The following is an 11,206-nucleotide window of genomic DNA, read 5'->3' on the forward strand; positions in this document are numbered from 1 at the left end:
GAATGAGGGTGGAGGGCCCGAGTCTTGACGAAACTTACCGGATTGGCGCTTTCACTGCCGTATCGCTGTTGAAATCAGCGGCAACCCGCGTCTCGCGCAGCGGCTTCACCGTGCGCGTAGAAAGATCATAAGCGGGGTCGGCTTTGTAGGCCGCGAGCGCCGCCTCGTTTTGGAACTCGCCATAGACGATGAAATCGACCGAATTGCCCCATTGGTCCTTCTTCACATTCTCGCCGATTTCCAGCTTCAGCGAATGCGGTATGGCGGTGAGGCCGGAGAGCCCCTTGCGCACGGCGTCGCGGTTTTCCTCGGGAACGGTGAAAAAAACGATATGGCGGATCACGGTGTCACCTGTCATGCAAAATTCGAATATGGCCCTTGCGGCGCTTGCTAACGGGTTATCATCTGGCCCGCGCCGGTTCAATCCGCGCCGCCAAAAGTGCGCGATGAAATGCCCGGCCGTAGTCCCCTACAAGCCGCGCCCGGTCGCGGCCATTGATGATGGCGCGCGCACCCTCCCAATCCTCACGCTTACCCTCGAAGACATCGGCAAGCTTCCGGCCGGTAAAGCTGCCGGCTACCATGCCGTGGATCAGGATCGCGGTTGCCACATCCGGTTCCATGGCGCGTTCTGGGCGCGCCAGAAGGTCCACACCGGTCAGCTGCGACATGGCCTCGTAATTGCGGCGATGCGTCAGTTGCACGAAACCGCGCCCGAGCCAGCTTTTGCCCTCGGCGTCTGGCCGCCAATAGGGTTTGCGCACCATGGGCAGCCTGCCTGCCGCAAAGGCCCGGTCCAGCCTTGCGATCGCCTCGGCATCGTTTGCCGCCAATGTCTCGCGCACCGGCTGCATGGTCGCAGCCGTCTCGTGAAAAGTCGTGGCCAGCATGTAGGCGAGCCAGCGGGGATCACCGCCCGGCAGGGCCTTGCCGAAGCCGGCCAGGATCGTCTTCGTCCCGTCAAGCTGTGTAGCTCGCAGGCGACCACCGTAGATGGAAATTCGCACCGACGCGAAGAATCGCGCCTCGTCATAGGCCACAGCCGGCTCCTGAAAATCGGGGGCGATATCACCCTTTGTTTTTTCCACATGACGGCCATCAGAACTAAATCGATTTGAAAAAATCCTAATCGATTTTAATCCGCTGACCGGGGTTTTGAGGTAAAAAATTCCTTGAGTTGCGGAACCTTAGCGCGCTAACTCCATTCACCGCGCACTTCCGCAGCGTTGACCATTCAAGGAGGAATGCCACCATGACAGCGACAATCCCCCAGACCGTTTATGACCGGCTCGAAAACGAGTGGCGCCAGATGCGCGAAACCGGTTCTCAGCCGAAACCCGCGCAGTCTCCGAAGAAGTAGGATCTGCCAGACGTCCGATTTTGGGCGTTAACGGCGACCCGGATTTCTTCTCCCCGCCGGGGAGAAGAACCAATATGCATCGGCTAGATAGGCAATTGGCTCTCATTCATGGGGCCAATTAGCGCCTATATCACATCCCGCGCACCCTCGGCTCACTCGCAACACTCGTCGTCAACGCCGTTATTGCCCAGACCAGCGCATCCAGCCGGTCGGGCGAGCGTCGGGATGAAAGACCGTCGGGTCCGAAATCCGCCATCTGGTCGGTTAGTTTTTCAAACCGTGCGGCGTGGCGTACCCTGCCCTGTTCGTACAGTGCCGCCACCGGCTCGGCGCGGGTGAACTTGCCCCGGCTTGCCCGCACCAGGGTCAGCGGCAGATTGGCGTCTATGCTCTGCAACATTGCCCGCACCATCTCGCCGCCCTGATTGACTTCCGCCACCACCCGGTCGGCCTCATGACGGCGAACGGCAGCGACAACGGCCCGCGCCCAGCCGGCCGGTGTTTCACCTTCCACCGAACAATCCGCAAGCACGACCAACTTGCCTGATATGCCAAGCCCGGCCGCCACGATGCCGCAGCAGGAATTTTCACCGATACCGGCGGGCGGGTCTACCGCGACCACGATCCGCGCCAGCGGCTCATGGTCGGTTTCCACAATTGCTTCCAGATCGGCACGTTTCCACAGCGCGCCTTCGCGCTCATCAATCAGTTCGCCGCCGATTTCCTGACGCCCCAGCCGCGTGCCGCCGTAACGGTCGTGCATGGCTTTCAGGAAACCGGGTGAGAGATTTAGCGCATTCATCGCCGTCGGCATTTTGGCCACCCGGCTCGAAGGGTCGGCGAGAAGCGCCTTCAGGAGCGGAATGGGCCGTGGCGTCGTCGTCACCAATTGCCGTGGGGCCTCACCCAGACGCAGGCCAAATTGCAGCATGTCCCAGGTTTCCTGCGGATATTTCCATTTTCCAAGTTCATCGGCCCAAGCCATGTGAAATTGCGGGCCGCGCAGGCTTTCTGGGTCTTCCGAGGAAAACACCTGCGCCATGGCCCCGTTTGGCCAGATGAGCCGGCGGCGCGATACCTCGAAGGCGGGGCGGCAACGGCGGGCGATACGGCAGATGCCGGAAATGCCGTCGATCATCACCTCACGGGCATCCCCCAGGGTTTCCGCAACAAGCGCGATGCGCAGATCAGATTGCTTGCCGGCGGACGCAATCCTGTGCACCCATTCGGCCCCGGCGCGGGTCTTGCCGGATCCGCGCCCGCCGATCAGAAGCCACGTCCGCCAGTCACCCTCGGGCGGCTGTTGCGGCAGGTTGCCGATGAAACGCCAGTCGCGCAGAAGGGTGAAGACCTGCTTTTGCAGTTGGGGTTCGCTCGAAACATCCGTCATGTGTCAGCTTCTGTAGATGCACTACGAGCCAGATCGGCCTCCAGCCTCGCGTGGCATTTCTGTTCCGCCAGTTCGTCGATGCGTTTGAGGAAATGCGCCACCGCCATTTCGTAATCTTCGGTATCGGCTTCGTCCTCGCCGGCAAGAGCCTGCCTCTCTTCTGCCAGCACCCGTTGCAGGGCATCGATCCGTTCCAGTGTGCGCACAATCAGCGAAAGCTGATCCGTTGCGGCCTTCACGTCGGCGCGCGCCTGTTTGCCCGAGGCATCCTCCACCGTTGATAAAAATGCCGCTTCGCTTGTCTGCCGCAGGTTGCGGTACATGCAGAACTGTTCGCGCATCTCCACCGTCAGCTCGTTCAGCAATTGCCGCAGATTGCCATTGCGCGCCGCATCTTCGGCAGCCAGCTTGTCGGCCCGCGATTTTATCTCGGGTGCGGCCTCCAGCCTGCCCTCGCCGCCATAGGCGCAGCTTTCCTGCCAGACGCCGTGGAGCGCCAGATCGCAATTGCAGATATTTGCCATGAGGTGGACCTGCGAGAGAAATGACGTGTCGCGGAAAGAGCATCGGCTAAACCGACCTTTGCCGCTCAGCCGCAAATCTCCGACTGTGACCTAAACCTATCAAACCACCGTCACGCTGTAAAGGATTATTTTCCTATGATTGTGATTTTTATCCTTCGAACAGGGTTTGCACCCTCGCCGGCCGCATACTACACTCGTGCCAGACGGCGGGAAAAAGGGGCAAGTCAAGTTGTTGAAACAATGGGTTGGGCGGTTGTTTGCGGGTCTTTCGGCAACCGGCATCGTCTTTGGCACTATTCTGTTCTGCGCTTCGCTCACGCCGTCTCTTCTGCCGCGCACATGGCTGATGCAGGGTGTGCTGTGCGGATTTTCCTTTGCCATCGGTTATCTGATCGGCGTGGCGCTCACCGCCATCTGGACCTATCTGGAATTGCCCCACCCCTCGCGCCATAACCGGCGCAGCATCCGCTTTCTCATCGCCCTTGCCAGCGCGATAACGGCGATCGCGTTTCTTTGGCAGGCGAAAGACTGGCAGAATTCCATCCGTATCCTGATGGAGCTAGATCCGTTGCCCAGCGCCCACCCCACCAAGACCGGCGGCGTTGCGGTGCTGGTCTCCGCCCTCCTCATCGGCGCTGGACGGCTTTTCCAGCTCATCCGGCGATTCTTCTCGGTGCGCAGCCGTCACTTCCTGCCGCGCCGCCTCGCCAATGTGCTCGGTATAGCCGCCGCCATCGTGCTGTCATGGATGCTGCTGAACGGTCTGATCTTCGATATCGGCCTGAAGTTTGCCGATTCCTCGCTGAAACAGGTGGATGCGCTGATCGAGCCGGATGTACCGCGCCCTTCCGATGCGCTCAAAACCGGCAGCAGCGCTTCCCTGATGACATGGGAATCGCTTGGCCGCAGAGGCCGCGAATTCGTGGCCGGCGGGCCGGAGGCACAAGAGATTTCCGCCTTCACCCACCGCTCGGCCAGGGAACCGCTCAGGGTCTATGCAGGCCTGAATTCTGCGGCAACGCCCGAGGAAAGGGCAGCACTTGCGCTGGAGGAGCTGAAGCGGGTTGGCGGGTTCGAGCGCAAGGTGTTGCTGGTCGTCATTCCCACCGGCACCGGCTGGATCGATCCGGAAGCGCTTGATACGGTCGAATATCTGCATGACGGCGATATCGCCAGCGTTGCCGTGCAATATTCCTATCTTTCCAGCTGGATCGCGCTTCTGACCGAACCGGATTACGGTGTGGAAACGGCGCGCGCGCTGTTTCAGGCCGTCTACGGTTACTGGACCACCCTGCCGAAGGAGACGCGCCCGAAACTCTATCTGCACGGGCTGAGCCTCGGTTCGCTGAACTCGCAGAAATCATCCGATCTTTACGACGTGCTCTCGGACCCGTTCCAGGGTGCGCTGTGGAGCGGTCCGCCCTTTTCCAGCCCCACATGGCGTATGGCCACCAATGGGCGCGTGGCGGGTACGCCGGAATGGCTGCCGCGTTTCCGCGATTCCTCGGTCATCCGCTTCGCCAACCAATATACCACTGCGCATATGCCTGATGCGAAGTGGGGGCCGATGCGCATCGTCTATCTGCAATATGCCAGCGACCCGATCACCTTCTTCGAGGCCGCATCGCTTTACCGGCGACCGCAATGGATGGTTCATCACGGCCCTGACGTCTCCACATCCTTCCGTTGGTTCCCCGTCGTGACCCTGCTGCAGCTCGGTCTTGATGTTGCCGCCGCCACCACGGCGCCGATCGGTTACGGCCATGTCTACGCGCCGGAGCACTATATCGATGCGTGGATGGAGGTAACCGCACCGCAGGGCTGGAATGCGGATGATATCCAGCGGCTCAAGATGTTGTTCAAGGCCCGCCGCGGCTCCACCGATCCGGCGTGACGCGACGGGCGTGTCGTTTCTGAGCGTCAGTCCTTCAGCGCGGCCACATGGTCGGCCACATAGGTTTCCAGCGAGCGCGGTGCGTGGCCGGTCAAAGTCTCGACATCACCGGTGACCGCCGACGTCCAGCCTTCGCGCACCGGATAGAAGATCGACGCGAGGAAGGCGGCGTAATCCTTCGGAACGCCAGCGCCGGTCAGAATGCCGATGAAAACATCGTCCGAAACCGCGCTATAGCCGACCGGCTTGCCGATGGCCTGCGAGATGATCGCGGCCGCCTCGCCGTAACTCAAAGCCTTCGGCCCGGTCAGGTTGAACGCCTTATTGTCGAAAGCCGTCGAGGTCAGCGCTGCCGCTGCACTGTCGGCGATATCGCGCACGTCGATGAAGCTCGACTTGCCTTCGCCTGCCGGAACGGCGATCTGGCCGTGTTCGATGCCGGCCTTCCAGTAGGTGTGGAAATTATCGGCAAACCAGTTGGGGCGCAGAATGACGTAAGGCGCGCCGGAAGCGATGATCTTCAGTTCCACCTGGCGATAGGGAATGGAATCGTCGGCATCGACGCCGAAGACGCTGAGGAACACGATCTTCACATTGCGGCGGGCAGCTTCCTCGACAACCGGCGTCAGCGCGTCGATTGCATCCAGACGCCCGCCAGCCAGGATCAGAAACAGACGATCGACGCCATCGAAGGCATCCGTGTAGGTCGAGGCATCGGTATAATCGAAGCGCACCCCTTCCGCGCCTTCGGCTGCCTTGCCGGTGCGCGAGGCCGCTTTCACGCTTTCGCCCCTGGCCAGAAGCGCTTTTACCAGCGGCGTGCCGATGGTGCCGGTGGAGCCGATTACGAGTATCTTGCCAGTCATCTCAAATCTCCGTAGTATCTAGTAGAAACCATGTTTCGAAAACATACGTACTGCGTATTCGAAATCAGGAAAAGAGAGCACTTTCCGGTTATCTGGTATCCTCAAGGAAACCGACCCGGGCTTTTCAGAGCGGGATGAGACCCATGGAACATGTCTATGACGTTTACGAGGATCGCTGCCCCACACGCATGGTGCTGGACAGGATCGCTGACAAATGGGCGCTGCTGATCCTCGACAAGCTTCGGGTGGACGCGGTGCGCTTCAACCTGCTGCGGCGGGAAATCAAGGGCATTTCGCAGAAGGTTCTGTCTCAGACGCTGAAAAAGCTCGAGCGCGACGGCCTGATTTCGCGGCAGGCCTTTCCGACTGTGCCGGTCACGGTCGAATATTCCCTGACGCCGCTCGGGCGCACGCTGACCGACACGGTTGCGGCACTGGCCCACTGGGCGGAGGGCAACATGGACGCGGTGCTGGCGGCGCAGAAGGCTTATGACGAGAGGGGTGGGTTAGGGTAAGGCAGACCCCCGCCTTCCTGATTTCTGTGCTTGTCAAAGGGATGAGGGAGACGAGAGCATTGCGCGCACTCGTCCACCTTTTACCTGCCAAACCCTCCAACACCTACCGAGAAATCCGCGTGGAAAGAATGATCGACGATAGCGTGCGTTCCACGCCGTCCAGCGCGCCGATCCTGTCGATCAACCGGTCAAGGTCGAGAATGGAAGGTGCTGCCAGAATGGCGATCAGGTCGAAAGTGCCGCTGACCGAATGCAGCGTTGTCACCTCCTTGATGGCGGTGAGCGCCGCCGTCACGCCGGGCAGCGCCTTTGGCCCGATGGTGATCAGCACATGGGCGCGCACCAGCCCGGAAAGATAGCTTTCCGAAAGTCTCAGGCCATAACCGGCGATCACCCCTTCGGCCTCGAGCCGCTCGATGCGAGCCTGCACGGTGGTGCGCGAAAGGCCGAGTTTGCGGGCCAGTTCCGCCACCGGCATGCGGGCGTTTTCGGAAAGCAGGGCGAGCAGCGCCCGGTCCTTGTCGGCAATCGTCATAGTGACCAATCCTGTCGTCTAATTGTCCAATATTAACCCACTATCCGCACATAGTGAAGCTGCGAATCGTCCAAAAAAGCTGGCATTCTGTCTATGAAGCGCATCCGGTGCGCAGAGGCATATAAATTTACTGCGGGGAACAAAAACATGAAAAACATCGTCGTCATCGGCGCGGGCAATATCGGTTCAGCCATCGCCTGGATGCTGGCTGTCACCGGCGATTATCGCATCACGGTTGCCGATCGCTCGGCAGACCAGCTGACGAATGTGCCGGCGCATGAGCGTGTCGACACTGAAATCGTCGACATTGGCGACCGTCCGGCGCTGGAAGCGCTGTTGAAAGGCAAGTTTGCCGTGCTTTCCGCTGCCCCCTTCCACCTGACGGCGGGCATTGCGGAAGCTGCGGTTACAGTCGGCACGCATTATCTCGATCTGACTGAAGACGTCGAATCCACCCGCAAGGTCAAGGCACTGGCGGAAACGGCTGAGACCGCGCTCATTCCACAATGCGGCCTTGCCCCCGGTTTCATCTCCATCGTCGCCGCAGATCTTGCCGCCCGGTTCGACAAGCTGGACAGCGTGCGCATGCGTGTCGGCGCGCTGCCGCAATATCCGTCCAATGCGCTCAACTACAACCTTACCTGGAGCACGGACGGGCTGATCAACGAGTATATCGAGCCCTGCGAAGCCATCGTCGAAGGCCGCCTCACCGCCGTTCCGGCGCTGGAAGAGCGCGAAGAGTTCTCGCTCGACGGCGTGACTTATGAGGCCTTCAATACCTCGGGCGGCCTCGGCACGCTATGTGCGACGCTGGAAGGCAAGGTGCGGACGATGAATTACCGCACCATCCGTTATCCCGGCCATGTCGCAATCATGAAGGCGCTTTTGAACGACCTCAACCTGCGCAACCGCCGCGATGTGCTGAAGGACCTGTTCGAAAACGCCCTGCCCGGCACCATGCAGGACGTGGTCATTGTCTTCGTCACCGTCTGCGGCACCCGCAACGGCCGTTTCCTGCAGGAAACCTATGCCAACAAGGTCTATGCCGGCCCCGTTTCCGGCCGGATGATGAGCGCAATCCAGATCACCACCGCAGCCGGTATCTGCACGGTTCTCGACCTGCTTGCGGAAGGCGCCCTGCCTCAGAAGGGGTTTGTCCGGCAGGAAGAAGTGGCCCTGCCGAAATTCCTGGAAAACCGGTTTGGAAGATATTACGGCGCGCATGAGCCGCTGGCCCGGGTTGGGTGAGTTAAGGGGAGCAATCGGCCCCGACACTGTCATCCTCGGGCTTGTCCCGAGGATCTAACGTCTCACGAAATCGATAGGTCGCAGATGCTCGGGACAGGCCCGAGCATGACGACGAGCGGCGGAATGCCTATCCCAAATCACGTCCCGCAAAAGGTCCGAAACACCTTCTCATCGCTCATCGGCGGCTGCATGTAGACGAAATTGTCCGGCCGTTCCTCAAATGGCGTGGCAATCGCCGCCAGCATGGCGTGGAACGGTTCGAAATCGCCGTCTTCCACCGCCGCCTCGATCAGTTCCTCGATGCGGTGGTTGCGGGGAATGATGGCCGGGTTGACGGCGAGCATCGCCCGCGACCTCTCGGAGGCAGAAACTTCTTCCCGCCCGGCCCGCTCCTGCCAGCGCGCCAGCCATGCATCCGCCGCCGCGATATCGATGAACATGCCGCGAAACGGCTCGGCATCGACCTCTACCGCGTGAGAAAGACGCCGGAAGGTCAGCGTATAATCGGCTTCCGATGCCTGCATCAGCGAAAGAAGCGCCTGCACCAGCTCGATATCGCCCTCCTCTTCGCCCGTCAGCCCAAGCTTTTCGCGCATGCCGGCAAGCCAGCGCTTGGGAAACGCGGCGGCGAAATCAGCGAGCACGGCGTTTGCGAGTTCGGCTGCTTTCTCCACTTGAGGGTCAAGCAGCGGCAACAGGCATTCCGCCAGCCTTGCAATGTTCCATTGGGCGATGCCCGGCTGGTTATTGAAGGCGTAGCGCCCCTGTGCGTCGATGGAGGAGAACACCTTGTTCGAATTGTATTCGTCAAGGAAGGCGCATGGACCGAAGTCTATCGTCTCGCCGGAGATCGCCATATTGTCGGTATTCATCACGCCGTGGATGAAGCCAACCATCATCCAGCGGGCGATGAGTTCGCACTGCCTCTGAGCGATGCCCTGCAACAGGGCGAGATAGGGATTGTCCGCGTTTTTCACTTCGGGATAGTGGCGGTCGATCACATAATCCGCGAGATTTCTGATCCCCTCATCATCCTCGCGCGCGGCGAAGAACTGGAAGGTGCCGACCCTGATATGGCTTGCCGCAACACGGGTGAAAACCCCGCCCGGCAGCCCCACCTCGCGCTGCACCCTGTCACCGGACAGGACGGCGGCGAGCGCCCTTGTCGCGGGAACGCCGAGCGCGAACATTGCCTCGGAGACGATATATTCGCGTAGCACCGGGCCGAGCGCCGCGCGCCCGTCGCCCCTTCGCGAAAACGGCGTCGGGCCGGAACCCTTCAGCTGGATATCCCGACGTTTGCCGTGTTTGTCGATGACTTCACCGAGAAGAATGGCACGACCATCGCCGAGCTGCGGCACGAAACCGCCGAACTGGTGGCCGGCATAGGCCATCGCCAGCGGCTCGGCCCCTTGCGGTACCACATTGCCGGAAAAGATCGCCGCCAGCCTGTCGTCGTCGAGGCCTGAGACGTCGAGAAGAAGCTCGTCTGCCAGCGCCCGATTGAAGGCGATGAGGCGTGGCGCCTTCACCGGCGTTGGCAAGACGGCGGCGCTGAACCTTTCCGGCAGGCGGGCATAGGAATTGTCGAATCTGATCACGGGTAAACTCCCTGCTTTTACCTGATATGGCCCTTTTTCCGCCCGGTTGCGAGGGGTGAATAGCCACAATTACGGGAAGCCGCAGCGGAGTTTGGAAAAATCAATTTGAACTTCAGGTATATTTGAACATACAAACATCCAATGAATGAGCCGCAATGCAAGCAGGATAAATTCGTGCCAGAGTTCCCCTATGACGACAGTGAAATGGGCGAGGCCATCCGCCGCTTCGACTGGGCGTCGACAAGCACGGGGCCGATAGAGACATGGCCGGTATCACTCAAAACCACCGTGCAGATGATCCTCAAGCAAGGCCATGCAATCTGTCTGTTCTGGGGGCCTGACCTCAACATCGTCTACAACGACGCCTACCGCCCGTTTCTTGGGCTGAAGGAAGAGGGTGCGCTCGGCAAGCCGTTTCACATCATCTGGTCCGATGTCTGGAACGATGTGAAACCCTTCGTTGATCAGGCACTCTCCGGCAAGGGCACGTTCGCCGAGGACATGCATCTCGTCATGGACCGCAACGGCTACCCCGAAGACACCTACTGGACCTTTTCCTACAGCCCGCTTTACGACGACCAGGGCAAGATCGCAGGGCTGATAGACATAGCCGTCGACACGACCGGAGCGGTGCAGAGCCGCAGCCGGGAGGATCTTCTGCGGCGCGAACTCGTCCACCGGGTCAAGAATACGATGGCGATCACCACGGCGGTCGTCAGCGCCACCCTCCGCCATTCGCAGACGCTTGAGGATGCGCGCGACACCATCAAAAGACGTATCGCAGCACTCGGCAACGCCCAGAACCTCATTCATGCTTCGGGAAAGGGTGCCAGCATCTCTGCGCTTGTCCGCGAGTCCGTTTATCCGCATCTCGACGACAAGGCGCGCGTAACGATTTCCGGACCGGACATGGAAATCGCGCCGCAACAGGCGCTGGGCCTGTCTCTGGCCATTTATGAACTGGCCACCAACGCGATGAAATATGGCGCACTTTCCAACGAGAGCGGCAAAATCGAAATCTTTTGGACGCTGGACGAGGATGACCGCTTCGAACTGCGCTGGCGCGAGACGGACGGACCTGCGGTCAGGACGCCGACGCGTACGGGTTTCGGCTCGCGGCTGACCAACCAGATCGTTGCGGCTTACTTCTCCGGCGAAGGCCGCACCTTCTATCATCCAGACGGGCTGCTGTTCGAGCTGGATGGCAAATACGAGGCTGGCGACGGCGAAACCTCTGGCGGTTGAACTTTCTTTCGTCCCATTCGTTGCGTTT

At 60.4% G+C, this 11,206-nt stretch carries 11 protein-coding genes; 4 read left to right on the plus strand and 7 right to left on the minus strand.

Translation table 11 applies throughout. The annotated features are described in order from the left end of the window. Positions 1-34 precede the first annotated feature (34 nt). The 4 genes from ACQZ5Y_RS01415 to ACQZ5Y_RS01430 form a co-directional block, all read right to left on the minus strand. The gene (locus ACQZ5Y_RS01415) at positions 35-358 is read right to left on the minus strand and encodes a Dabb family protein (RefSeq protein WP_236762836.1); all 324 of its coding nucleotides are present in this window, start codon (positions 356-358) and stop codon (positions 35-37) included. Positions 359-401: 43 nt separating this feature from the next. After that, positions 402-1,040 (minus strand): hypothetical protein, encoded by a 639-nt coding sequence (locus ACQZ5Y_RS01420; protein ID WP_113157955.1) that lies wholly within the window; start codon positions 1,038-1,040, stop codon positions 402-404. 450 nt (positions 1,041-1,490) lie between these two features. Next, positions 1,491-2,750 carry a DNA-packaging protein gene (locus ACQZ5Y_RS01425; protein WP_162760775.1) on the minus strand — a complete coding sequence of 420 codons (1,260 nt, stop codon included), beginning with the start codon at positions 2,748-2,750 and terminating at the stop codon, positions 1,491-1,493. Then, positions 2,747-3,274, minus strand: a complete 528-nt coding sequence (locus tag ACQZ5Y_RS01430; protein ID WP_038490345.1) for a hypothetical protein — start codon at positions 3,272-3,274, stop codon at positions 2,747-2,749. Before ACQZ5Y_RS01430 ends, ACQZ5Y_RS01425 begins: the two co-directional genes overlap by 4 nt. 253 nt (positions 3,275-3,527) lie before the next feature. On the opposite strand from ACQZ5Y_RS01430, the gene ACQZ5Y_RS01435 reads away from it, so the two are divergent. Then, on the plus strand, positions 3,528-5,168 hold the full coding sequence (locus ACQZ5Y_RS01435) for an alpha/beta hydrolase (RefSeq protein WP_174049366.1): 1,641 nt from the start codon (positions 3,528-3,530) through the stop codon (positions 5,166-5,168). 26 nt (positions 5,169-5,194) lie between these two features. On the opposite strand, the gene ACQZ5Y_RS01440 is transcribed toward ACQZ5Y_RS01435, so the two are convergent. Then, a complete protein-coding gene (locus ACQZ5Y_RS01440) occupies positions 5,195-6,034 on the minus strand; it encodes an SDR family oxidoreductase (protein ID WP_065688129.1) in 840 nt (279 codons plus the stop codon). A gap of 143 nt (positions 6,035-6,177) precedes the next feature. Here ACQZ5Y_RS01440 and ACQZ5Y_RS01445 point away from each other — a divergent pair, with 143 nt between their 5' ends. After that, complete coding sequence (locus ACQZ5Y_RS01445) at positions 6,178-6,549, plus strand: winged helix-turn-helix transcriptional regulator (protein WP_019564087.1); 372 nt, start codon at positions 6,178-6,180, stop codon at positions 6,547-6,549. Between the two features lie 103 nt (positions 6,550-6,652). Here the strand turns inward: ACQZ5Y_RS01445 and ACQZ5Y_RS01450 are convergent, their stop codons facing one another. Further along, complete coding sequence (locus ACQZ5Y_RS01450) at positions 6,653-7,084, minus strand: Lrp/AsnC family transcriptional regulator (RefSeq protein WP_003512084.1); 432 nt, start codon at positions 7,082-7,084, stop codon at positions 6,653-6,655. 147 nt (positions 7,085-7,231) lie between these two features. On the opposite strand from ACQZ5Y_RS01450, the gene ACQZ5Y_RS01455 reads away from it, so the two are divergent. Beyond that, positions 7,232-8,332 (plus strand): saccharopine dehydrogenase family protein, encoded by a 1,101-nt coding sequence (locus ACQZ5Y_RS01455; RefSeq protein ID WP_003512083.1) that lies wholly within the window; start codon positions 7,232-7,234, stop codon positions 8,330-8,332. Between the two features lie 137 nt (positions 8,333-8,469). Here ACQZ5Y_RS01455 and ACQZ5Y_RS01460 read toward each other — a convergent pair whose 3' ends face one another. Next, positions 8,470-9,930 carry a protein adenylyltransferase SelO gene (locus ACQZ5Y_RS01460; RefSeq protein WP_174049365.1) on the minus strand — a complete coding sequence of 487 codons (1,461 nt, stop codon included), beginning with the start codon at positions 9,928-9,930 and terminating at the stop codon, positions 8,470-8,472. Positions 9,931-10,107: 177 nt separating this feature from the next. On the opposite strand from ACQZ5Y_RS01460, the gene ACQZ5Y_RS01465 reads away from it, so the two are divergent. Then, positions 10,108-11,178 (plus strand): sensor histidine kinase, encoded by a 1,071-nt coding sequence (locus ACQZ5Y_RS01465; protein ID WP_233283638.1) that lies wholly within the window; start codon positions 10,108-10,110, stop codon positions 11,176-11,178. Positions 11,179-11,206: the final 28 nt, after the last annotated feature.

This window comes from Agrobacterium sp. A3-95 (assembly GCF_053521785.1).

Bases quoted from the DNA above. Each gene is read 5' to 3' on its own strand.
- ACQZ5Y_RS01415 (WP_236762836.1), bottom strand. From the start codon at position 358: ATGACAGGTGACACCGTGATCCGCCATATCGTTTTTTTCACCGTTCCC.
- ACQZ5Y_RS01425 (WP_162760775.1), bottom strand. From the start codon at position 2,750: ATGACGGATGTTTCGAGCGAACCCCAACTGCAAAAGCAGGTCTTCACC.
- ACQZ5Y_RS01430 (WP_038490345.1), bottom strand. From the start codon at position 3,274: ATGGCAAATATCTGCAATTGCGATCTGGCGCTCCACGGCGTCTGGCAG.
- ACQZ5Y_RS01440 (WP_065688129.1), bottom strand. From the start codon at position 6,034: ATGACTGGCAAGATACTCGTAATCGGCTCCACCGGCACCATCGGCACG.
- ACQZ5Y_RS01445 (WP_019564087.1), top strand. From the start codon at position 6,178: ATGGAACATGTCTATGACGTTTACGAGGATCGCTGCCCCACACGCATG.
- ACQZ5Y_RS01450 (WP_003512084.1), bottom strand. From the start codon at position 7,084: ATGACGATTGCCGACAAGGACCGGGCGCTGCTCGCCCTGCTTTCCGAA.
- ACQZ5Y_RS01455 (WP_003512083.1), top strand. From the start codon at position 7,232: ATGAAAAACATCGTCGTCATCGGCGCGGGCAATATCGGTTCAGCCATC.